The 23120-nt window shown below is 40.3% G+C and carries 20 protein-coding genes and 1 pseudogene; 5 read left to right on the forward strand and 16 right to left on the reverse strand.

Features of this window, described 5'->3' with window-relative positions; translation table 11 throughout:
* Window positions 1–86: 86 nt before the first annotated feature.
* Entirely contained in the window at window positions 87–497 is a 411-nt protein-coding gene (locus DTA23_RS16505) for a hypothetical protein (protein ID WP_112375388.1), read from the reverse strand.
* A 701-nt stretch (window positions 498–1198) separates the two neighbouring features.
* Between DTA23_RS16505 and DTA23_RS16510 the strand changes: the two genes are divergently transcribed.
* Window positions 1199–1798 carry a tyrosine-protein phosphatase gene (locus tag DTA23_RS16510; protein ID WP_146753105.1) on the forward strand — a complete coding sequence of 200 codons (600 nt, stop codon included), beginning with the start codon at window positions 1199–1201 and terminating at the stop codon, window positions 1796–1798.
* A 197-nt stretch (window positions 1799–1995) separates the two neighbouring features.
* Here DTA23_RS16510 and DTA23_RS16515 read toward each other — a convergent pair whose 3' ends face one another.
* Entirely contained in the window at window positions 1996–3666 is a 1671-nt protein-coding gene (locus DTA23_RS16515; protein WP_172462438.1) for an FISUMP domain-containing protein, read from the reverse strand.
* A gap of 442 nt (window positions 3667–4108) precedes the next feature.
* Here DTA23_RS16515 and DTA23_RS16520 point away from each other — a divergent pair.
* The 3 genes and pseudogenes from DTA23_RS16520 to istB form a co-directional block, all read left to right on the forward strand.
* Window positions 4109–5149, forward strand: a pseudogene (locus DTA23_RS16520) (IS1182 family transposase); the annotation flags it as partial.
* Between the two features lie 103 nt (window positions 5150–5252).
* The gene (istA, locus tag DTA23_RS16525) at window positions 5253–6692 is read left to right on the forward strand and encodes an IS21 family transposase (protein ID WP_112375392.1); all 1440 of its coding nucleotides are present in this window, start codon (window positions 5253–5255) and stop codon (window positions 6690–6692) included.
* 10 nt (window positions 6693–6702) lie between these two features.
* Window positions 6703–7527: an IS21-like element helper ATPase IstB gene (istB, locus tag DTA23_RS16530; protein WP_112375393.1), complete on the forward strand. Its 825-nt coding sequence runs from the start codon at window positions 6703–6705 to the stop codon at window positions 7525–7527.
* 294 nt (window positions 7528–7821) lie between these two features.
* Here istB and DTA23_RS27175 read toward each other — a convergent pair whose 3' ends face one another.
* Window positions 7822–7938 (reverse strand): winged helix-turn-helix domain-containing protein, encoded by a 117-nt coding sequence (locus DTA23_RS27175; protein ID WP_172462439.1) that lies wholly within the window; start codon window positions 7936–7938, stop codon window positions 7822–7824.
* Window positions 7939–8282: 344 nt separating this feature from the next.
* On the opposite strand from DTA23_RS27175, the gene DTA23_RS27800 reads away from it, so the two are divergent.
* Complete coding sequence (locus DTA23_RS27800) at window positions 8283–8696, forward strand: transposase (protein WP_256604074.1); 414 nt, start codon at window positions 8283–8285, stop codon at window positions 8694–8696.
* A gap of 106 nt (window positions 8697–8802) precedes the next feature.
* On the opposite strand, the gene DTA23_RS16545 is transcribed toward DTA23_RS27800, so the two are convergent.
* The 13 genes from DTA23_RS16545 to DTA23_RS16605 form a co-directional block, all read right to left on the reverse strand.
* A complete protein-coding gene (locus tag DTA23_RS16545) occupies window positions 8803–11193 on the reverse strand; it encodes a GumC family protein (protein WP_112375395.1) in 2391 nt (796 codons plus the stop codon).
* A 5-nt stretch (window positions 11194–11198) separates the two neighbouring features.
* Entirely contained in the window at window positions 11199–11993 is a 795-nt protein-coding gene (locus DTA23_RS16550; RefSeq protein WP_112375396.1) for a polysaccharide biosynthesis/export family protein, read from the reverse strand.
* Window positions 11986–12942 carry a hypothetical protein gene (locus DTA23_RS16555; RefSeq protein WP_239468784.1) on the reverse strand — a complete coding sequence of 319 codons (957 nt, stop codon included), beginning with the start codon at window positions 12940–12942 and terminating at the stop codon, window positions 11986–11988. The genes DTA23_RS16550 and DTA23_RS16555 overlap by 8 nt, the downstream gene beginning before the upstream one ends.
* 10 nt (window positions 12943–12952) lie before the next feature.
* The gene (locus tag DTA23_RS16560; RefSeq protein ID WP_112375397.1) at window positions 12953–14578 is read right to left on the reverse strand and encodes an ABC transporter ATP-binding protein; all 1626 of its coding nucleotides are present in this window, start codon (window positions 14576–14578) and stop codon (window positions 12953–12955) included.
* Between the two features lie 2 nt (window positions 14579–14580).
* Window positions 14581–15666, reverse strand: coding sequence for a nucleotidyltransferase family protein (locus DTA23_RS16565; RefSeq protein WP_112375398.1), 1086 nt, complete (start codon window positions 15664–15666; stop codon window positions 14581–14583).
* A gap of 11 nt (window positions 15667–15677) precedes the next feature.
* A complete protein-coding gene (locus DTA23_RS16570) occupies window positions 15678–15944 on the reverse strand; it encodes a PqqD family protein (RefSeq protein ID WP_112375399.1) in 267 nt (88 codons plus the stop codon).
* A complete protein-coding gene (locus tag DTA23_RS16575) occupies window positions 15928–16398 on the reverse strand; it encodes a S24 family peptidase (RefSeq protein WP_112375400.1) in 471 nt (156 codons plus the stop codon). The genes DTA23_RS16570 and DTA23_RS16575 overlap by 17 nt, the downstream gene beginning before the upstream one ends.
* Window positions 16399–16477: 79 nt before the next feature.
* On the reverse strand, window positions 16478–17572 hold the full coding sequence (locus DTA23_RS16580) for a glycosyltransferase (RefSeq protein ID WP_218565398.1): 1095 nt from the start codon (window positions 17570–17572) through the stop codon (window positions 16478–16480).
* 12 nt (window positions 17573–17584) lie between these two features.
* A complete protein-coding gene (locus DTA23_RS16585; RefSeq protein ID WP_112375401.1) occupies window positions 17585–18589 on the reverse strand; it encodes an acyltransferase family protein in 1005 nt (334 codons plus the stop codon).
* A gap of 2 nt (window positions 18590–18591) precedes the next feature.
* Window positions 18592–19671 carry a glycosyltransferase family 4 protein gene (locus DTA23_RS16590; RefSeq protein WP_112375402.1) on the reverse strand — a complete coding sequence of 360 codons (1080 nt, stop codon included), beginning with the start codon at window positions 19669–19671 and terminating at the stop codon, window positions 18592–18594.
* 8 nt (window positions 19672–19679) lie between these two features.
* On the reverse strand, window positions 19680–20804 hold the full coding sequence (locus tag DTA23_RS16595) for a glycosyltransferase family 4 protein (RefSeq protein WP_112375403.1): 1125 nt from the start codon (window positions 20802–20804) through the stop codon (window positions 19680–19682).
* The gene (locus DTA23_RS16600; RefSeq protein ID WP_112375404.1) at window positions 20801–22078 is read right to left on the reverse strand and encodes a hypothetical protein; all 1278 of its coding nucleotides are present in this window, start codon (window positions 22076–22078) and stop codon (window positions 20801–20803) included. Before DTA23_RS16600 ends, DTA23_RS16595 begins: the two co-directional genes overlap by 4 nt.
* Before the next feature lie 35 nt (window positions 22079–22113).
* On the reverse strand, window positions 22114–23115 hold the full coding sequence (locus DTA23_RS16605; RefSeq protein ID WP_112375405.1) for a hypothetical protein: 1002 nt from the start codon (window positions 23113–23115) through the stop codon (window positions 22114–22116).
* Window positions 23116–23120: the final 5 nt, after the last annotated feature.

The following is a 23120-nucleotide window of genomic DNA, read 5'->3' on the forward strand; positions in this document are numbered from 1 at the left end:
CTCGATTCCTCGTTTCGAGCAGTTCCTTTGCAAGGTCTAGTGCGCGTTGATAATATTTTAAGGCCTGATCGGGGTCGTAGCTCTTATTAAACACATTTCCTATATTCAGAAAAGAAAGCATCATGCCTTTTTTGTCGTTGCGTTCTTCTCGTTTTTTGAGTACGTTGAAATGGGGTTTTTATACTTTCATCAAATTGGTTTAGTTTTAGTAGTATGACGCCTTTTAGATTAAGGAGGTCAACTTCCATTTCACTCATGTGATGAAGTTGAGCTAGCGAAATCCCTTTTTCTACGATATTTTGGGCCTCCTTTGGGTCACTGCGATATATTTCTTTTGCTTTGTTATAGTACTCTTTCACCTGTGAGGAATCAATTTCGATAGGAATATGCTGTTGCTGATGGATAAATCTGCAGTATGCTCTAGCCTGCAATTTTTGTGGATAGCTCAAGACAAGCTGTAAAAATAGGGGAAATAACAAAAAGATTAATCTATTCATGTTGTATTATGATTATAACCTTGAATAATAATATAAGATCCTAGTATACGATCGGGGCCGAAAAATATTATTCTACTCTTAGTGTATCGAATTATTAACAATGGAGAAGGATTTACGTAATATAATTAAAGAATTGAAATATTTTTTGCAATTTAACAAAAAACAATGTAAAATAAATGTTGAAATGTGAAATATATGATTATATTTGCGATATGTAAAAATATAAATTTCATTTTTGAATAAAGCCAATAGTTTTTTCAAAATCGGAATGCTTATGATTTACAGTTTGAAAAGCCTAGCTTTATGCTATTAACTTATAATAATCGAAGATTGAATTTTTAAAATAGCCTTTCAGTTTATTGGAAAAGGAAGGTGAACAGATTATCTCATTTTAAAAATAGCTTTTATTAGAATATATATTATCTAAATTGAAATTTGAGGTTGTTTGGAATCTAAAAAGATAGAACATGTGTTAAATTTTGATTTATTACTGTTGATAGTTTTTGCGGATGATTTATTCTCAGGTAGGATATTCGATTCAAAATGTCGCCAAATCTTTTATCTGAAATATTACAAAGGCCTCAAGTGTTAAGCTTGTGATTGTAGATGAAATGCTCCGGTTGGTTGGACCGGCCGGAGATTTCAGAAAGATGAGTAAAAATATTTAATTTGATATAAGTTAACAATTAATATAAATCCTCATGTGGTCTATTTTTAACAGAAAGAGTCAACCTTATGACCTCAGTTGGATGGAGGTTGATATGCATTCCCATATTTTGCCTGGATTGGATGACGGTTGTGCCAATACAGCGGAAAGTATGAAGATATTGAGCCATCTAGCTGATTTAAATCTGAAGCAGCTATATTTTACACCCCATGTGTTCAAGGAAATGTATCCCAATACCGTTTCACATATAGAACGAGCATTTGCTCAGTTATCTATCGGAGAATTCGCCGGTTTTCTTGGGGGATATGCCGCGGAATATATGGTTGATAGTCACTTTGAGCAGCTTTTAAAAGCTGAGGAGAAATTGTTAACATTGCCCACTAATTTGATTTTGATCGAAATGTCCTATGCGCAGGAATATAATCAAATTGAACGAATGATTTTTGATTTGTTGATCGAGGGATATAATCCCATTTTGGCACATCCTGAACGCTATAAATTTTACCATGGCAATGTGAATCAAATCAGGCGGTTACGTGAAATTGGTTGTTTATTGCAGGTTAATCTTTTATCTGTTACGGGCTACTATGGGATGCACGAAAAGCGTATGGCAAAATATCTGGCCAAAATTTAACACAGTAAATTGGAATACAACAGGCAATAATACAGTTATTATTAGTCAAAAGGTGGATGGTAAGACTGTTATCATCGGTACTGGTAATGGTCGCAAGATGATTTCCTGTAAGACAAATTAAGGTATGATGAGAATCTTGTAAAACAAAAGCCATTCACTAAGAATGGCTTTTGTTTTTGTTTAAAGATAATTAAATCTTATTGGGCGATACATCTAATAGTGAAGCCGAATGATTTATTATTAATTCCAATTCCAGTTACTGCACCGGCGTCTGGTTGAGAAATTACAGTTCTATAGCCTTCAGTTCCAGCGCTGCTCGCTTGGGAGTTCCAATAATAACCAAGGTTACCTCTATTGGCTAGCGCACGAGCATCTGTGTAATTTCCTGCCGCTGGTAATGTCAATTTTACATTGTAATCACGCTTGCTGCGAAGTACTTTAGCACTCGTGTATTTCGTGTTGCTTGCAGTCCAATCTGTTCCCATATTTTGTGCCTGTAGTGCAGTCGTATTGGCAATTAGGTCATCCCATTCTTTTGTGGTAGGTACACGCCAACCTGTAGGACAAGGATCAGTTGTTGTTTTTACAGGTTCAGCTTCGGTACCTGTATTCCATGCTGTAGTTCCAGCAGCACCAGTGCCCCATGTTCCAGTTGGTGCTGTTGCTCCTGTTGTAGCATTAGCGACAACAGCTATTTTACCCCATTGATAATAATTTCCAAACAGATTTTGGAAATTTCCTCCTGTTGGAGCATCAGGATCTAATGTCGTGGAAGCCCCTAAATTATGACGCATCCAAACTTTACCGTTGATGCGCACTGCAGGAACGCCTAAGAACGTAATATTTTGATCTAAAACGGTATTGGGGGTAATCTTCAATACTAAATTATATTTCACACCAGGCTGTATACTTATGTTGTTAAATGTGAGCGCAGTGGATCGGGTCAGCGGGCCTACCGTTAAGCTGGCCATTGAAAATGCTCCGGTCAGCGTATTATTGTTCATTAAAAATGCGGTTGAGTTTACAACAGCGGTATTTAATGTTGGAAATGCAACTGTTTTGTTGCTAAATGTTCCTCCTGGCGTAACGGTGCGCGTAGCGAGGTTTAGGCTGGCCGTAGACCCAGATGTACCCAACGTCGTTGCGCCTATAGCCGAAACAAGATATCCATTTGTAGGTGAGGCATCCACAGTTACCGTTACACTTGTCAATAGGTGTTTGAGAATGATATTTAAGTTACTTGTTGATGAGCTCCCAACCGTGATTAAACCAGAGTTGTAAAACATAAAATCTGTATTCGGGTCGATGCTCATTGCTGTCGTAAGGGACGTACCAGCTAGGCTCATTGTCGGAGCAATATTGGTGTTGAGTGAGAATGCAAGAAATGTATATTGTCCTGAAAAGACAGATAAAGCGACACCATCGTCCGGAGTAACGGTTCCGGCTGTGCTAATGCTATAAATTTTATCTTCCTGAAAATTTCCAGCCTGGTTATACACGGCTAATCTGAATTTTATCGCCCGATTGATCGGCGTTGTGACAACAGCGGCTTTATTTCCTCCTGTACTGCTCTGTGATGCAGCAGAAAGCGCCGTTGTCGACTTATCACGGCTAAATTCGGCCACAATTTTAAAATCTTTGTCAAAAGGAAACTCTTGCTGCTGCACATCTGCTACGGCTGTTGTTTTTGTTGTTGAACCTTTGATAGCGATATCGCCCTCATCATTATATTCTTCTCCCCCTACTGCAACATTGAGGGTAACCAAACCTTGTTCAGATGCACTCTCTTTTTTGTTACAGCTGGTAAAAAATGTTGTGGCAGATAATATTAAAAGAACCGTTGCAAGTTTAAATTTCAAAATATTCATAATAAAAATTTGGTTTAGGAGACTACCAGGTGATTGTACGTTCATCAGTTTGTTCATCCCATTCCTCTCTAATTTCTCCGGTGGTAGATGTGGGGGAAATGGTAATGGATCCTGCCGCGATGCCTGACTCCATCTTTAACCAGATGGTCATAAGGTGTGGTGCAACATAGGTTTGCTTAATTTTTGTTTTTTTCATTGCATTATTTGATTATTATTTTTGGTAAAGGTGCATTTATAAAGAGCTAAAGCGCCTATAGATACCTATTTTACAACAATTTTTAATGTCTTTAGTTTTAAAAAAATAAAATTTTTACTAAACGTAAAACGAAAAGAAGGTGTCTAAAAAGTCACTGTAAAAAAGGAATCCCCGATACACAAAAGTGTCGGGGATTTATATTGTTTGTCCTAAAAAAACAGTTAATTTTAGGTGCACCCAAACAATATGGCAAACATACTATTCAAAGCATTACCGTCCAATAGTCCGAGTTTATTTCCGGAAGATATTTTTGCAAAGATCCCAGAGAACCACCCGGTACGCCTGGTGAACGAAGTGGTTGATAAATTGAACATTGAGCACATCATAGGGCAATACATAGGCGGCGGGACGAGCAGTTTTCATCCGCGGATGCTGGTGAAAGTACTGTTCTACGCCTACCTGAGCAATATCTATTCATGTCGCCGGATTGAAAAAGCCCTTCAGGAGGACATCTATTTCATGTGGTTGTCGGGCCATAGCACACCGGACTACCGTACGATCAACTACTTCCGTGGCAAGAGGCTCAAAGGCCATATCCAGTCGCTTTTTGCCGATGTAGTCCGTCTGCTTGCCGAATTGGGCTATGTAAGCCTAAAGGTCCAGTACATAGACGGAACGAAGATCGAATCGGCAGCCGGTTGTTACATGTTTGTATGGAAGGGATCAGTGGAAAAGAACAAAGCCAAACTGGAGAAGAAAATAGAATCGGTCCTTTCGGATATCGAATCCCAGATCAAAGAAGACCAGTCGGAGCTTGGCAGGGATGAAACACCCCTTCCCATTGACAGCACAGCGCTCAGGGACAGACTTTCCGCACTGAACGAAAAACTCAGGGAAGCAGGAAAGTCTACCCTCAAACAGCTTAAAAAACTAAGGGAAGAACATCTTCCAAGGCTGGAAAAATATGAGAAACAACTGGCGGTACTGGGAGAAAGGAACAGTTACAGCAAAACCGATGTGGATGCCACCTTCATGCGGCTGAAAGGCGACCACATGCAGAACGGGCAGCTGAAAGCAGCCTACAACACCCAGATCAGTACCGAAGAACAGTTCATCACCCATTACAGCATCCATCAGAGTGCAGGGGATACCACTACGCTGAAAGACCACCTTGAGGGATTTGAAGAAAACTACCATCGCCGGAGTGAGGCAGTGGTGGCCGATGCGGGTTATGGCAGTGAAGAGAACTATGAGATGCTGGAATCAAAGGGGATAGATGGTTATGTCATGTTAATTCTCACTAAAATACCCCCATATATTCTCACTAAAATGCCCCCACCTTAAGTTTTTAATTAAGGTTTAACTTGTCGGAGTATTAAAGTCCGACATTATGTATAAAGTGGCAATGTATAATACGATAAAAACACTGCTGTCCCACGGGAAATCCATACGGGAGATAGCCTCAGAACTTGGGATGTGCCGCAAGACCGTTTCCCGGATACAGAAAGCCCTTGAGCGTGGCTTAGAGGAACCTTTGCCCCAGGTAAGACCAAAGCTGCTGGATGATTATCTCGATGACATTCAGGTATATAAGGAAATGGGGCTGAGCGCGATACTTATCCACCAGCGCCTGCATGAGCAGCACGGTTTAGATGTATCTTACCCCAGTGTTGCCAGAAGTATCGAGCGATTAAAGAAGCAGGAGGTTTTTGTGCCGCTGCACAGCGATCCGGGAGAAGAAGCACAGGTAGATTTCGGATATATGGGTACTTTCCGCAGGAATGGCCGCCCTGTTAAAGTATGGGTGTTTTCCATGGTTCTCTCCCATAGCCGCTACAGCTTTTATAAACTGGTGACCAGCCAGCGGGTGGACGAATTTCTGGACTGCCATATCAAAGCTTTCGAGTATTTTGGGGGTGTTCCGCGTACTGTCAAACTTGACAACCTGAAATCTGGGGTGATCACTCCGGATCTTTACGAACCGGAGCTCCAGCGCAGGTATGCTGAATTTCTTTCCTACTACAGCTGTGCAGGAATTGCGTGCAGGCCACGCCGTCCACAGGATAAGGGCAAAGTTGAATCATCTATCAAATATGTAAAAAACAATTTTTTAAAGGGCTTCGATGGCAATAGCTATGAAGATCTGCTGTGCGGTCTTAAGGTCTGGAACGAAGAGACATGCAATAAGCGCGTACACGGAACCACGCGCCGTATCCCGCTTGCCGTATTTGAGCAGTATGAAAAGCATGCACTGCTTGCATTGCCCCCGGTGCGATATGAGATCCTGGAGGTCGGATCCAGAAAAGTCACCCGGCTGGCACACGTGAGCTACCGCCATAATTACTATTCGGTGCCCGCTGCCTATGCGGGCAGGACCGTCAGGCTCGAAAGCAACGGTACCTGCCTAAAAATATTTGACGGCAGCACACGCATAGCACTCCATCAGGTAAGCGCACAGATGGGCATGTACGTTTCTCTGGAGGAACACCGTCCGGATTATAAAAAGAATATCAGCAGAGAAGAATATAAGCGGCTGATGGGAAGTATCGGACCTTCTGCACTGCTCTTCTTTGAACATCTTCTGGCAGAAGTCCCTACCCACTGGAGCCCGATGACCCGCGGGATACTTAACTTAAAAAAGCGGTTTACCGACGTGCAGATCGACCTGTCATGTAAACGCGCGCTCCATTACAGAGCCTTCAGCTACCAGCAGGTCAAACGGATCTGCGAGAACAAGCTCTACAAGCAAAATTACGAGGAAATGGTTCCTATGGTGTATTCCAGCGAATACGAACACGAACTCGGGCTATACGACAGATTAACAAACTGAAATAAATAATATGGAAACATTATTAGCAAATTTACGCCAGCTAAAATTGGCCACGATGGCCCAGAACCTTGAAATGAGGAACAGGCATGCCCTGGAAAAACAGATCAGCTACCTTGAATTTCTGGAGCTGCTCATCGAAGATGAAACAGTAAAAAGACAGTCCAATGGCTATCAGTCCAGACTGAAGGAATCCCGTCTGGATACGCAAAAGATCCTGGACTGTTATGACCTGAGTTACCAGCCGGACCTGGACAGAAGGCTATTGTTTGACCTGGCTTCCTGCCGGTTCATAGAACAGCGCTCCAACGCTATATTCATGGGGAAACCCGGTGTCGGAAAAACCCACCTGGCCCATGCGATCGGGCTCGAAGCGGTCAAAAGAGGTAAAAAAGTACTGTTTGTACACACAAATGAAATGGTCGAAAGACTGTTCGCATCAAGGGCAGACGGAAGTTACCAGTCCGTATTGCAGCGTTATCTAAAGCCGGACCTGCTGATACTTGATGAGCTGGGCTTCAAAAAAATGCCGCAGAACAGTCTGGAAGATTTCTTTGAGATCGTTCGCAGGAGGTACGAAACCGGGTCTATGATCATCACCACAAACCGAAACTTTGAAGACTGGGGAAACCTCTTCGGTGACAGGGTAATTGCTTCTGCTATTATAGATAGGATTGTCCATCATGCAACAATTGTAAAACTTAATGGGAACAGCTATCGCGTAAAAAATCTTATCGAACTACAGGATCTTTTTCCTGGTGAAGATACCCCAAGGACTAGAAGAGGACGGCCTCGAAAGCAGGAAAACGAAATCTCAGATGATCAGGATAATGAATGACAGAAGATGGCCTTTGCCGGTAAAGGAATACGCAAAAGCACCAATGGATATAGTTCCAGGGTGAGCTATTATCAGGCTAAGCGTTGTGATGCATATTCCGATGCTCCGCACGGTACTCTTCCCAGAGCAGTTTGCGGGTAACGTGTTTGCGGCCGAGTTCTTTTTCCAGATATGGTATAAGAGGCTTGAAGTCTTCGAAACGGTCCTGTAGGTAGGCGGGGGTCCTGCCGTAAAAAGCCTCTCCAGAACAGGTTCTTCCATATCCAGCAGTTCTCCGACAGGGCGGCTGATGACCTATAACTTCTGGACATAACGGTTCACCGTACCCTTATAAAGACCGATCTGCTCGGCAATCTTACGGTTGGACAGCCCCTGGAGATGTAAACGGAGTAATTGTTTTATCGTGCTCATTCTTTTTGTTTTTCCTGCCATATGCCTTTTCTTGATGGAATTGGCAATTAAACAAAAAGCACAGAAAATAATAGGGTCCAACTGGGTGCATATCCTCCGGAATCGCTGTTTATGTAGATCAAAACAACGGTTATCGTGCCTTTTCTGGGTGCACATGCTCCGGAATCGTCCCGGATCTATACCCCGATCCACCTGCTGGGTGCATATCCTCCGGAATCACGACGGAGCAGCTCCGAATTTCTCCCTAAACAGCTCCCTTTACGCTGTTTTTGGGTGCATAAATGCCGGAATGGCAGAGATATCAGCTCCTTTTCAGCCTGGATTAACAGCCGGATATTGGGTGCATATCCTCCGGATTATGCAGTTGTGAAGGGTGCCCACTGCGGGGGCAGTGCCATAAAGCGCAGGGAAACAGGCTGATCGAAGTCAACCACCGGCTGAACGAACTGAAAGCTAAGGCCCGCCAACGTCTTACCTCAGAAACAGGATTATACCACCGGAGTAAACGCCCCATAGAAGTGGAAGTGGTCTTCGGACAGATGAAAAGCAACAACAAATTTAACAGGTTTACTATGAGGGGACTTGAAAAGGTAGATATTGAGTTTGCCCTCATGTGTATAGGACATAACCTCAGAAAATGGTCGAAAAAGCTCCTGAAAACAACTTCATCAGGGCCAGATGATCAACCCAAATACAATAATCCGCTTACTTATGGCCTGCATTGGGTAAATTATCCCTATGAACCAATGGCAGCATAATCTAACCTCCTAAAAACAATAGAGTCTTAAAAACGAACAAAACTAAAGAAGGCGCCCTTTTTGGACACCTTCTTTTGCACTGGGTATGTTTTTTATGCGTTAATATTTATTTGTTAAATACTTTTTTCCAAAAAGATTTCTTATCATCACCGTATCTATAGCCATAGCCATAACCGTATCCATATCCGTAACCGTAGCCTCTTTTGCCACTATTGACACCGTTAAATAAAATAGCCATATTGGACAATTTTTTTGACTGGTATATCTTCTCAATATCGGGAAGTTCGCGTTTATCCATTTTGCCTGAGCGAATGACAAAGATGGTCAGTTCGGAAACTCGATCTGTGATATAGGCATCTGCAATAATTTCCACGGGAACGCTATCAATGATAATATAATCGTATTGTTTTTTTAATTCGGCAATCAAATTATCCAAGCGATCGCTATGAAGCAATTCGACCGGGTTAGGTGCAATAACGCCAATTGGTATGATATCAATATTATCCGAGACCTCTGTTTTATAAATGACTTCCGATAGGTTAAGTTCCTTGTCCGATAAATAATGGGTGATCCCCTTTCGGACAGGAACTGGAATACGTGAACTCAATGTCCCTTTACGCAGATCCAGATCCACCATGATGACGCGTTTATTTAAGAAGGATAGTGTTGTGGCGAGATTTATGACACTAAAGGTTTTTCCTGCGCCAACGCGGGCCGACGAAAATGTAATCACTTTGGGAGGCACACCACCACGGGACATAAAGTTGATGTTCGTTCGTAGGATCCGGAAAGCCTCTGTCAAGGCATCCCTTCCGGTCTGACTAACGGATACATTGCCAACAGTATGTTTGTTCTTTTTTGCTAAGGGAATTTCGCCCAAAAATGGAACCGATAAGCCTTCCTCCAGGTCTTTGCGATTGCGAACCCCACTATCTACCACAAGCATTAAAATCAAAAGTAGAGAGGGAATTACTAGTCCAATAGCCACACCTAAGCCTACTTTCTTAAATTTATTCGGATATACAGGCGCGAAAGAACCAGATGCGGGATCAATTACCTTGATGTTATCGTCGGTCATAGCTTGGTTAATGGCATTTTCCTCGCGTTTATTTAACAAGAAAACATATAAGCTTTCTTTCACTTTCTGTTGGCGCTCGATGGAAAGCACAAGTCTCTGCTTTTGCGGCATTTGACGCGATTTGCCGGAGGCTCTATTTTCCTCTTTGACCGCATTGTTCTTCTTTACCTGTAGACCGGAAATGGTATTGCCAAGTGTGCGTTCAATGCCCGAGCGCATGGTATTTAAGGATTTGTCGATCTCCTTAACGATGGGGTTTTCTGAATTCCCATCCTCCATCAGTTTATTTTTCCGTATCTGGAGGGTATTATAAGCCTGGATCTGACCTTCAATATTTCCATCAATAAGGCCTGTATTGTTCGGGATCAAGGCTGTCTGCTTGTCCGATTTGCTGAGGTAATCACTCATCATTTCGGCTAGCTTGAGGTCGGTGTCAATTTTAGTCGCTTCTAGACGGTAAGATCTACTGTCTTCAATGTACATACCACCCACTTCGGCGACATCCATACCATTGTTGTTGACCTTAATTTTTTCAAGATCTCCTTCAACAGAACCCAGTTCCTCACTTAGTATAGCTACCCGATTATTGATGAAATCGGCCGTATTGCGTGCGATTTGATTTTTGTCATTGATGGAATTGATATTATAGATGCGGATCAGGTTGTTGATAATGTCTGCTGCGCGCTGTGGGTTGCTGTCTTCCATGGCGATCTGCAGAAGTGAGGCATCATCGGTCGTCTGTGTAATACTGAGTCTACCCAACAAAGCATTGGCCATATCGATTGAAGAAAGCTTATTGACCGAAATTTCCTGATCGTAAGCCGCCTTGGTATAATAGGGTGTTGCCAAAATACGGATTCCGCCAAAGCTCGTTTTAATTGCTTTATTTAAAGGTGCGATGTAAACTTTTTCTTTGTCTTTTCCTACATTTTCCACTACGAGTACAGATTTGTTATCGCGCGGCGTAATGGTGAAAGAGAAAGATCCACTCGGATTGTAATTGACAAATTGGACCAGAACCGGCGATTCATTATACAGTTCGTAGTCCCTTAGCTGTCGACGAACGACATAGCTTACATCGGCTTTGATGCTTTCCACCGTCTCGCGCATCAGCTCTTTAGACTTGAGCTGCAGCATTTCAGTGGCTAAATTGACCGTATTGTAACTCATTCCCGATCGAGTGAGGGTAGCCGAACTTGGTGTATTGGCTGGAGTTTTGATCATTACGGTACTTGCCTGTCTGTAACTAAAAGTGGTTTTGCTATACTGATAATAGTAATAGCCGCCAAAAATGCATACGGATAGTAAAAACCAGGGCCAGTGAAAAAGTAGGTATTTTATAATATCCAATACATTGAATGTACTGTTATTCTTTGCCCCGAAGAATTGGTTATTTACAACTTCTGGTCTATTTTCCATAAAAATTATCGAGTTGCTATAGCTACAAATGAGACAATAAGAGAAACAAACCCAGTCATTATACCGATTACCCGCCAGGTATTGTCCGATTTAACTGTGACTTGACCATCGCGGGGTTGTACATAGACGATATCATTTTGTTTTAACTGAAAAGTTGGCGAGTTGAAAATATCTTTGGATTCAATATCATTGACATACATTTTTCGGACGCCATTTTCTTCCCGGATGACCATAACTCTGTCAGTCGCGGCATTTTTACTGACCCCGCCTTGTTGGGCTATGGCTTCCAATAGATTAATGCGTGAGTCAGGGACATTTAAAACACCGTTTCCAACTTCTCCAAGCATATTGATTTTCATATTCATCAGTTCGACCTTGATAATTGGATCTGCAATATATTTTTCATCTTTTAACCTTTTGGCAATCATTGTTCTGATCTCTGCCAGAGACTTATTTTCTACTGCCAGATTACCAAAAACGGGAAATTCAATATTTCCTTCATTGTTAACTAAATAACCTCGTTCGATTAAGGCACTTTGGTTAGTCCCTGTCATTACTTCTCCATTGTTACTAACGCGGTATGCACCCAAAGCATCATTAAAAGGTGCCGCTAATTCGGCTTTTTTTGCGCTGATGATAATACTTAAGCGATCACCTTTTTGGATCTTCAACGGGGTAATTTCCGGAATTGCATAGGCCGCATTGGGCTCCATATCCTTCACATAGACGATTTTTCGAATTTTACAGGAGTTAAAAACCAGCATGCCCAATAGACAAAGTCCAAGCAATACTTTATTCATAGCTTATTGTTTTAGTTTTTGATTTTATTTCTTTATAACATAGTAAGGCCGCTGCTTGATCTGGAAGACAGTCCAATAGGCCAATGGGAATCTGATCGATAATTTCAGATACGGTGTTGTTCATCAGGTCGAAAAGTCTTCTATTCCAACGAATGGAAGAGGTACTGGGCAGGAGGCCAATAAAAGCTTGTGTGTCGGATAGCCAAGCCAGTTTATTTTCTGGGGCCTGGCGTAATCGGATAATAGCCGTTAGATTGGATTTTTCATTTTTGTAGCAGGGCGTCTTTCCGCTCCAGGGCGTACCAAAAATCTCGACCTCATTGTTATCGTTGATCCTGATGACCGGATTATCATCATTCAATAGACTCGTGCCCGGGATATGCTGAAGCCAAAGACGACTATGTGTACTTTTACCTGTACCGCTCTTTCCTAAGAATACAAAAGCTTTATTACCTTGTTTAATCACAGAACCATGGATCATGATGGTGCGATAAGGTAATACAGCCTGGCCATAAGATACCATCATAAGCCATGACAGGATGCCATTTTGTTGTTCTTTGTCGACAATGTTTGCAAATATTTTAGCTTTTTTAAAATCTTTGCTGCTAAACATTTTCCAATTCATCTGGCCCTTCTCACCCAAGACTGTCGTAATATAATGTTCTTCCGATTCTTCAAAGCAAAACCGATTTTCCCATAAGATCGAAATATCACTCAGCAACTTTGACTCGAAAGGCGATGGTGGGGCTTTTTGTAGGATGATATCCGTATGAATTAAGATATTTTCTTTATCATCAGTCGGATCGCAAATAAAAGGTTCAAAACTCGGCAAATAGTCTTGCAAGATAATTTCGTCCGGGAAATTAATTTTCAATAGATGTCCCGCGATCCGATAGTATTGGTTTTTATTGGATTTGGAAGCTATTATATGTTTAGTTTGACTTTTCACTTGGTTAAATTTAAGAAATAAAGATACGCTGTGTGCACCGTTCTGTCAAATTTAAATCATGGGTCACAAAAATTAATATTTTATTTTTACCAAACTGGATCAGATTTTCCATTAGCTTTTCTGCGGTAGCTTGATCTAAAGCAGAAGTGATTTCATCAAAAAGATAACAGCTACGGTCGCATAAAACAGCCCTAGCGATAGCAATACGCTGTGCCTGTCCTTCGGAAAGGCCGTAGCCTGATTCACCTATTATGGTATCCAAGCCCAATGGCAGTTCATACACAAAATTGGCACAGGCAGTTTCTAGGGCCGATTTATACTGTTTTTCGTTGTACTGTTTCGTTGAAGAAAGCAGGTTTTCGCGTATCGTTCCCGAAAAAAGTTTATCACCTTGTGGGACGTAACCAAAATTGATGCGATGACGCGCTGTTAAAGGAATCTGTTTTTCTTCTGTAACAATATGTACCGATCCAGCCGTCGTTTTCAAAAGTGCGAGTAGAATTCGGATAAGGGTTGTTTTGCCCCGTCCGCTTGGTCCAATGAGTGCCGTGGGTTCATTTTTTTTGAACATAGCGTTAAAAGCATTTAAAACCGGTATCTCATCGTATTTAAAACTAATGTTCTGGAGCAGCAGGCTTGTCGGAGCGGAAATGACTTCTGCATGATCTATTTCTTCTATTTCTTCAATTTCCAATACCTGTAGGCGCTCTACTGAGGTGCGAAAACGTATGAAGGCAGGTACAAATCCAAGGAGTTGTAATACAGGTCCCTGAATCCTGCTGACAAGTTGTAGAAATGCTGTTAAGGTGCCAAAGCTGATCAAATGTGCCTGCAATTGAAGTACCCCCCATACAAATGTAAATAAGAAGCCTGCATTCACTGTCGATTTCATAATGCCCTGTGATAAGGTAGAGAAGTTTAATAATCGTAGCTTTAGACGGTATGTGTTATTTTGTGCCGCATCAAGTTTTTGCCATCGGATCTGATGTAGACCTAATGCCTTAATTGACATTCTAAAGCGCAAATTCTCTTGCACGACATGACCAAATTCACTATCTGCCTGCTTAAGCTCCTGTGTTAATTTGCGATATCTCCGGAAATATAATTTGGAGAGCGCCACGAGTGGTGAAATAGCCAGAATAAGGACAGCGAGTTTAGGATCCAATAACCAAAGAAAGGTGAAAGATGCCAGAAGTTTGATGCAAGTGAGCATTGAATTCCAAAAAGTATAACCGACCATTTGAACGATTTCATTACAATCGCTTTGAATTCTAACCTGGATATCGCCAGTGTGCCATTTTTTGATTACTTGCCAGGTGGACAATAACTGCCTATGCATGATTCCGTTCTGAAGCTTAATCAACATTGACGCGCGCATTTTTTCGTTTGTGCGATTCGAAATAAGCTGTACCATAATGCCCAATAGAATACTTCCTCCTGTCCAGATCAGGGCCTGCTCGACCTGTAATCTCGTCCCGTGTATTGCATAATCGACAGCCTTTTTTGACCAATAGACAAAAGACAGGGAAAAGAAGATTCCTACTAATTCCAATAAAAGAAATATCATCAGCGGTAACCGATAAGGTTTGAGTAGCGCTATTGACCAGTGCAAATAATGGCTTGGCGATTTTTCCATTTTTATTTTTTAAGGCCTGATAAAAAATGAACGATTGGAAACCAAATAACTTCCTGTGTTGCGTATGGAAGGTAATTTTTCATGTTTCTAAGCAGGCGTTGACGGCGCTTGCTCCGCTTCAAACCGCTCTGATCAGAAGTACCGAAGCGGTTGTCATAAAAACCGAAATTGCCGGCATACAAAATTTCTTCCATCATCCAGTTTGCATTATTGGATCTGTCCAATTGGATTGGAAGGTTTTCTTTTGGAAGGCCCAAGAAATCGTGTAATAGTTGATGGAGTAGATGTACCCAGGGTAATATTCCCAGTGCACGGTATATATTCAATAACTGAGTTCCGTCGATATTCTTTGCCTCATTAAAATATAGCCTGGCTGCATCGCACAATTGTCTGATCCCAATTCCAAAAGAGAGCATATGCTTAAGAATATGGCTATTGACCTGTAGCATGTTTAAGATCGGTGATAATGTTAGCACAACTTCTCCATTAAAGCGTACTTTCTTTTCGATCGGATAGCGATCAGTCAGTTTCCGTAGATATGCTTTTTTTAAGGGATTATGGATGTCAAAGATATGGCGATGGTGTTCTGTTTCTACACCTTCCCAAAAATAAAAACAACTGCTTCCAGCTTGGCTTGTAAGGGATATCATGCTGTTTTTTATCACGCTATTTGCACGATCAAAGTCCTGCTTTCCGTTAAAACACCAATCGATGTCGCCACAAGAACGACTTGTTGGCTGATGATAATACTGCGCCAGCCCCTGCCCTTTGAGCAATACTGCATCAATTTTATGCGCTTTAAATAAAATCGCCTGCTCGGTTATCGTTTTGTTCATTTTTGTGTGAAGCTGCTCTAGCTGGTTGATGCGTATTGTCCAGCGGACGTGTAAACTTCGTGGAGGTAGCCATTCATCCCGTAATTTCTGTACGCCATAATATACAATGCCATCCACGGTCTGTTGAATCGAAAGATCAAAAAGCTGCTTCCATTCCTGATCTGATAAGGGGGGAAAAGATGCAGGAACATTTTCCTTTTCCCAGAGACCAGCTCGAAGTAAAAAGAAAAAAGCTTGTATAATTTTCGGAATCCAGCATGTAACTAGATCGTCAGATTTCCATTTTGTAGCATCTCGATCAGCTTAATACTATCTTTTTCTGCAACTTCACGTTCGGTTTCATAGTTGTCAAGCAACAAATTGATCATATCCTCAAGCTCGAAATCTATGCCCTGAAGTTCATTCCATAAAAATGCTGCAGTTTCATTTAAAGTAAATACTTTTGACATATCGACCATATCTTGACTGGGATCTACAATAATATATTCTTTACCTACTTTACGTAGCGTAATATCATTTCTTAATTTCATAATTGCGTTGTTTGTTTAATTTACGCCATATTTTGCGCAATGGTCTCAAATAATACCATAGCATACTTAACCCTATATTTATTTTAGCGTTTAAATGAAGATCTCTACTATTGCGTGAAGCTGCTATTGCTATTGCTTTTACATCAGATGGAGATATGATCTCAATTTGATGTGTATTACCATCCCCAGCTAAACATATTTTTCTCCCTTTTATGCTGATTATTCGGTGTAGGACAAATTTATTTCTGTAATTTGCTAGAACAACCCGACCTGTTTTGAGCTCATCGACTGTACAAGTAGCAAGAATAACCTGATCGCCATTACATATAAATGGACGCATACTATTTCCCACAACATTGATCTTTATGGGTTTACCTTTTTCTAAAAATGGCAATAAGATGTCAAAAAACTGATTATTTGAAATCTGTATGGAACCTGTTGTATCAATGGCCATATTTAGTTTTTGATTTAGCAATAAACTAAAGAATAAAACACTTATCGTAGGACAAAAATAACCATTAGAAAAGTATTCTTCAAATTGTATGGTATAACTGTAAACATTTATCTACCATTATCGTTCTTGTAAAATTTGACTCAAAGCGTTTTTTGCTCCCCGCAGCTAATTTATCGTACAAGCCTTCTTCATTGAAGAGTCTATTCACAGCAGCTGCAATGGCTTGATCATCAGTGATCGGTATGGTTAAACCTGATTCTTCATGCTGATTTACCCAGCTTACGCCCGACCCCGGTATTTTTGTGGAGATAAGAGGTTTATGACAAGACATGGCCTCGAGCTGAACAATTGCAAAAGCTTCAGTTTTTAGCACAGAGCTTAAACAAAATACATCACAAGCCGCGAAGTAGTTTGGAAGATCATCGTCCGCGACATAACCAATCAGGGATACTTTATGTTGTAATTTTAAAGTGGTAATCAATATGCTGAGCTCATCATGAAGCGGGCCTTTGCCTCCAATGATGAGGTGGTAATCGTCAGCTAATTGTGCCATGGCTTTGATCAAATATTGATATCCTTTATACTCGACCAGCCGTCCCTGTGAAAGAATTATTTTTTTATTAGGGTAGCGTTGTCTGATTTTTGCCACTTTATCAGGAATAGATACAATGGGCGTTATTCCTATGGGGATATGACCAATTTTATTGTTTACATTGGTTAAGAACGGAGATTCCTGAACGTAGACGGGACTTGTTCCAACAATTTTGTCGGCACGTTTTATCAACCAATTTTGCAAAGGTCTATAAAGCTGTAACAATCGTTTTTGTTTGACAATATCGGAATGCCAGTGTAAGACAACTTTTCCCTTGTATCCCGATAGAAAGAGCGCCAGTGCAGCCATAGGATCGGGATGATGAATATGTATAATATCATAGTTTTTGGCTATTTTGCGCAGCTTAGTGATCATGCTTGGTGCAAGCATTGTTGCGGCAGCCTTTATTTTCGTAGGTACGATGATTACACGGCCGAAATTATTCAACTGAATTGTTTCAGCAGGATGATTTTCTGTTGAAGCGCATAGCATATCGCACTGTATGTGCTGTTCTGATAAGCCCACTGTCAGATCGAACATGACTTTTTTCGACACCACCCCTGATCGGGTAAAATTTTCCAATTTGTAATATTTTCATAGTTTGGTTTGCGAACGATTTAGAAGGCGATGTAAAAGATCGGAACTGATTATAGTCAGTAAGAAAATATCAAAAATGTATATATAATCCGATCCTATGTAAATATGTTGTCCTCTCAGCAAGTAAATCCAAAGGCCGTGGAGCAAGTATACTTCATAAGAAATTTTTCCCAGATAGGTAAAGATCTTTCCCCCATTCCAATTTAAGAAACTGAGCAGGTTGACGATTAAAGCCGGAATAATAAAGTAAACGATGGAAAATAAGATTTCAATTTTCGTCTGGACCAGTAGATATATAACACCACAAGCGATTGGGGTAAGTATAAAGTGAATCCATTTTTTGTGGGTAAAAGTAATGATGTGCTGTTCATTATATCGGTAAATTAATCCCGAGAGAAAAGCCATAGAAGAAACCCACCATGCACGTTCGTAATCAGTTGTTAAAATAATCAGCATATAACCTATTGCGAGGAGGCTTATGAACAGTATCTTATAGGATAGCGTAAGATTTTTCCAACGAAAGGAAATAAAAAAGAAGGTATAAAAGATAATAATTGAATAGGCGAACCATGAAAATGGCAATGGCGTAATGCCTTTATTGATCAGACCGGACAGTTGGCCAGTCTCCACACGACCTGTGTCGAGATATTGTAAAGTGAGGTAAATTATTGTAACAATAAAAAGTGGCTCACATACCCGCCAAAGTCTCTTTTTTAGAAAGCCTTTTAAGTATTGGGCGCCTTTTTTTAAATAAGAAGCCATTAAACCATATCCGGAAATAAACAAGAAAATAGAAACAACAGGCGCGCCCCAATTGCTCGCAAAGGCGACTATGGGAGTTGACACGTGAAAATTTAGGTGATAGCAGATAATGAGAAGACAGGAAATACCTTTCAATTTTTGAGAAATTTCATTATTGAAAGGCTGGTACACCTCTTTGTAAAACGAAGTAAACAGGGAAAGACTATAAAGAATTATGATAAGGAGCGCAAAGGAAATCATGATTATCGGATATATTGTATTAAACGGATTAATTTTTTTCCACTATTTTCCCATGAATAGCTATTTGCCCTATCGTAACCTTTTTCGATCAATTCTGTATCAATATTTTCTAATGCTATATTGATTTTGCTGGCAATATCATAGGCATCCGTGGGATTGGCATAAGATACAGTGTTTGCATATATTTCTTTGAATACAGGTATATCTGATACGATCACAGAGCAACCAAAAAGCATGGCTTCAAGGGGCGGAATTCCAAAGCCTTCATATAAAGAAGGATAGATAAAACAAGCGGCATGCTGGTAGTATTGAGCAAGCTGCTGATCTGTCAGTCTTCCAAGCCAACGAATCTGAGCTTCTCCTTTCGTCGTTTCTTGAACATATTTAAACGAATAAATTGTATTCTGTGCGCCTATTATGCAGAGATCTGTTTTTTTATTCTTTAAGAGAAAAAAAGCTTCTATTAATTTTTCAAAATTTTTTCGAGGGTCCATGGACGAAACCGCTAAAATATAGGGGGTGCTCTGTGGTCTGGGGTATAGATTTCTGTGTAATTGCAGAAAGATACTAGGCAATGCGTTGTATATTACATGGATACGAGATGGGGCGATTCCCAATAACCGCTGGATTTCAGTTTTAGAGAACTCACTAACCGTGAGTATTGCTTTTGAGGTTTTGGCTGCCCAGGGAGTTAAACTATTGTAAAGCCAACGGTAGGATTTTGTGTACCATTTGGGGGTGTACATGAATGCGAGATCATGAATTGTCATTATTTTTTGAGAAATCAGGATAGGACCGATTCCCGTAAAGTTGATTAAAAGGTAAGGATTTTTTTGAAATATAAAGAAAAGGGGGAATAGTAGCTGTTCCCAGATATGAGAAGGCCCATTTGACCAGTATTTTATGTTCCAATCTTTTATATCATAGTCGTTATGAATATTTTTTTTAGGGCATATTATGGTAAATGCTATTCCTGCTGTTAACAATGCTTGGCATAACTCATAAGCAAAGCGATTGACCCCTGTAGGGGCTTGCAACAGAAATCGTCCATTAATAAAAATTTCTTTTTTTTGTGGTTGCATTCTATTTTTTAGCTTTCTGATTCAAAAAGTTTTATCCATTTATGCATTACGAAATCAGGCTGAAATTCTTTGACTTTGTGTAATGCTTCTCGACTCATCGACGTTCGTAGCGATTCCTGCGCTATTACTAGCTGTAAATTTTCAGCAAGTTGGTCGACATCTCCCGGGGCTACCAAGAAACCATTTTTGCCATGCTCAATGAGATCTCTTGGGCCACATTTGCAGGCAAATGCGACAATGGGAAGCCCCATAGACATAGCTTCCAGGAGTACCATCGGTAAACCTTCATAGCGGGAAGACAACGCCAAAATGGTTGTATTTTGATAGACTTGACCAATATCTTTTGTGGCTGGCATGAGTTTAATCTTATCCCGTAGATTTAGGTCATCAATCTGAGCTTGATAAGCTGCTTTGAGTGCGCCATCACCATAGATAAAGAGCTCCCAATCTGGATATTTTGCTGCGACTTTTTGCCAGGCATAAATTAGGAGATCAAAGCCTTTTTGGAAATCATATCGACCAATAGCAGTGACACGTTTGATACTTAACGTGCTAGGGGAGGTATGCAAAGGCGTTACGGCATTTGGTATAACCTCAATGTTGTGCAAATTTCCCCAGTCGGCACGATCTTCCGATGTCAAAACAACAAACTTATCATAGCGTTTTACAAGTTTATAATCCAGGTGAGTTAACCAGAGATCTGCGAGTCTAAACAGACCTTTGCGTTGATAGAGCAATCTTTTATATCGGCTAAAATGAATTTCGAGAAACTTTCGACTATGATCTTTTAACTTCCATAAAAAAGAGACATCATTGCCATACATTGATATTGTAATATCAGGTTTAATCTGCATTAGTACAGCTTCGAGGGCGTTACGATGTTTTCTTTGTTTTGCGGGATAATGCCTTATTTTATTGATAAAGCTTTGATCGTTATTTTGTTGATAGTTTATCTTTAGATCAATTTGTTGAATACGGTGATCCAGGGGATAAAAAGGTGGTCTGTCCATTTGGTCTGAAGTGACAATACAGACTTCATAACCATGCTCTACCAAGAAATTAGCTTTGTTGGCCAAGACGCGCTCCATCCCCCCTGAGTTGAAGGTGCCATTGATACAATAGACTATTTTCATGTGAGCATCTCCTTCTTCTCGGGGTCTAAACAGTAAAAGAGGGCATAGATCAAGAATAAATCTGTGGGTACTTTATACCAAATCACAAATGTTAAGCAGAGCAGCATAAGGAAGAAAAAGGAATAACTTGGGAATTTTAGTGTACAGGCAATAGCGTTGTATACAAAAAATAGCGAAAAGATGACCATACCTACGAGTCCGCTGTAGAATATAAAACGTACATACCCCGGGTCAGGGCCAAAGTGAGCCCAGCTTCCCCTGCCGATAATCCAAGTTTTGGTATCTTCGGGCCATACCCACATATTGTTATTTAATTTGTCGGTAGAGTCTGTCTTGAAGGTACCTGTTTCGTACCAATTGAAAAATCCTTCAAAACCATAGCGAAGAAGTTTGTAAACATAGTCATTGGTTTGATACAAATAATAAACGACCAGAGATCCAACAAGTAGCATCAACAGGAAGCGCCCAATCATATAGACGGAAAATTTATTGATTTCTACTCTTAATAAGCCTGACAGTATAAAAAAAGAAAACAAGCCCATTGTCATCCCTACTAGGGTTGTTCTAGAGATCATATTTCCAACGACACTAATAATGATAAAGGCAAGCCAATAACCATAAGACTCTATCGCACTTTTCTTGACATTGATATTATTTCCCATAATACAGCCCATCGCCAAAAGAACGATTGAAAAACGAGTTCCTGCAGGGTCTAAAGCAGCTCCAATGCCATAAAGCCGTTTCACATCATTGAGAAATTTGACATCAGCGATAGTATCCTGAGAAATATAGGCATCTACAACCTGCTTTACAGCTGGTACGTTGTCTATAATGAGGGCAAGTATACATTGGACTACACAAACGAATGCCAGGTAGTTGATAATTAGTTTTATGGTGACATTGGGGTGGAAAAATCTGATGAAGCAAAAAGTCGCGTAAGCAGCACTAAGCCATGTTCCGAAGGAAGCGATGTAAGAAGCATAGGCATAATCTGCGGTATGGTTTATATCACATGCAATGAAGCCTACCAATCCAAAAATAAAAGCAATAGAAGCGGCAATAGCCACTTCTCCATCTATCTGGACTGAACGTCTGATCGCACAATGGATGCCGACAAATGCAATACCAAGTACAGCCAGTCCAATTTTTGTGTTAAAACTCTGGGGTAGGAAAGTAAATCCAAAAGGGAAAAAATATAAGCTAACAATAATACTCAGAAATAATATGCTGAAAATTGAAATGCCATTACTTTTCGAAAAATCCATTGCGGTCATAATATTTAAATTTAACAAAGTTAAATCAATTTGCGTTATAATTCTGTTTTCTTCGTCAAGCGGTTAAAATAGACTTTGAGTGTAAAATTTAAGAAAAATGCCCATCTGATTTTCCAGTTTTTTCTTGCCACTTTCTGGTAGAAAAATTGTTTTCCTTCCAATGTATGCTGTTTTCCTTCAATGATTCGATGGACATCTCGTGTTAGCTCTTCTTTAAATTGCTGATACCAATTCCATACCTCGCGTTGTTTGTTTTTCAATTTAATCGGATCATTGATTAGTTCTTGTATCTGAAGAGCAACTTCTGCCCACGTATCAGCTATAATAAAGGGATGGTCACCGTATAAGTATTTATAACAGTCCTCTCCCAGAAATTTAATTGACACGGGAATGCAGCCCCATTCGAGTGCATCCATCGTGCGATTACATTCAAAATAGATATTTCCTTTTGGGGACGGTATAAATAATGTGTTTTTATAATATTCGATTACTTGAGCAGGTGTTTTATTATCCTTATCCATCCATCCCTTGGACTGAAAGTGGAAATTGGGCTTAAGTTTGGATAGTTCATTGTACATGATTTTTCGGTCACCTTTTAAACTTCCAAAAAAACACCAGATAAGTTCCCGTTCACCGAATGATGCAGGATGGGTGTTTGCTGCATTAAAAAATTCGGACTGGAAAGCAAGGGGGACTGAAAATACGTTTGTTTTTGTAATATTTGGATCCCATCCGCCAGATCGTAAAACCGCCTTTGCTCGGCGATAATAGAATGTATTGTGATTTAGGCTTTCATTTGAGCAATGTAACAGCACGGGATATTTTATTCTGCTGATATAATTGACAAAATCTTTATCAATAAATGCCTTATTCGATGAATATACAATAATAGATTTGTCTCCTACATGTGTCAGGGTTTTATTATCGAAAATATTCTGATGATTAAAACCAGCAAACAATACATATTCGTTAAACTTGAACTCGAATTCAGTTTTTGGTCCTTTTTCTGTTTGATATATAACATTGTAACTTTGCATGTTAT

The sequence above is a fragment of the Sphingobacterium multivorum genome (assembly GCF_900457465.1).
GTDB classification, from domain to species: domain Bacteria; phylum Bacteroidota; class Bacteroidia; order Sphingobacteriales; family Sphingobacteriaceae; genus Sphingobacterium; species Sphingobacterium multivorum.

What these genes read in the sequence shown, in the direction of transcription:
- DTA23_RS16505 (WP_112375388.1), bottom strand. Translation starts at nt 497, where the DNA reads ATGAATAGATTAATCTTTTTGTTATTTCCCCTATTTTTACAGCTTGTC.
- DTA23_RS16510 (WP_146753105.1), top strand. Translation starts at nt 1,199, where the DNA reads ATGTGGTCTATTTTTAACAGAAAGAGTCAACCTTATGACCTCAGTTGG.
- DTA23_RS16515 (WP_172462438.1), bottom strand. Translation starts at nt 3,666, where the DNA reads ATGAATATTTTGAAATTTAAACTTGCAACGGTTCTTTTAATATTATCT.
- istA (WP_112375392.1), top strand. Translation starts at nt 5,253, where the DNA reads ATGTATAAAGTGGCAATGTATAATACGATAAAAACACTGCTGTCCCAC.
- istB (WP_112375393.1), top strand. Translation starts at nt 6,703, where the DNA reads ATGGAAACATTATTAGCAAATTTACGCCAGCTAAAATTGGCCACGATG.
- DTA23_RS27175 (WP_172462439.1), bottom strand. Translation starts at nt 7,938, where the DNA reads ATGAGCACGATAAAACAATTACTCCGTTTACATCTCCAGGGGCTGTCC.
- DTA23_RS16545 (WP_112375395.1), bottom strand. Translation starts at nt 11,193, where the DNA reads ATGGAAAATAGACCAGAAGTTGTAAATAACCAATTCTTCGGGGCAAAG.
- DTA23_RS16550 (WP_112375396.1), bottom strand. Translation starts at nt 11,993, where the DNA reads ATGAATAAAGTATTGCTTGGACTTTGTCTATTGGGCATGCTGGTTTTT.
- DTA23_RS16560 (WP_112375397.1), bottom strand. Translation starts at nt 14,578, where the DNA reads ATGGAAAAATCGCCAAGCCATTATTTGCACTGGTCAATAGCGCTACTC.
- DTA23_RS16570 (WP_112375399.1), bottom strand. Translation starts at nt 15,944, where the DNA reads ATGAAATTAAGAAATGATATTACGCTACGTAAAGTAGGTAAAGAATAT.
- DTA23_RS16575 (WP_112375400.1), bottom strand. Translation starts at nt 16,398, where the DNA reads ATGGCCATTGATACAACAGGTTCCATACAGATTTCAAATAATCAGTTT.
- DTA23_RS16585 (WP_112375401.1), bottom strand. Translation starts at nt 18,589, where the DNA reads ATGATTTCCTTTGCGCTCCTTATCATAATTCTTTATAGTCTTTCCCTG.
- DTA23_RS16590 (WP_112375402.1), bottom strand. Translation starts at nt 19,671, where the DNA reads ATGCAACCACAAAAAAAAGAAATTTTTATTAATGGACGATTTCTGTTG.
- DTA23_RS16595 (WP_112375403.1), bottom strand. Translation starts at nt 20,804, where the DNA reads ATGAAAATAGTCTATTGTATCAATGGCACCTTCAACTCAGGGGGGATG.
- DTA23_RS16600 (WP_112375404.1), bottom strand. Translation starts at nt 22,078, where the DNA reads ATGACCGCAATGGATTTTTCGAAAAGTAATGGCATTTCAATTTTCAGC.
- DTA23_RS16605 (WP_112375405.1), bottom strand. Translation starts at nt 23,115, where the DNA reads ATGCAAAGTTACAATGTTATATATCAAACAGAAAAAGGACCAAAAACT.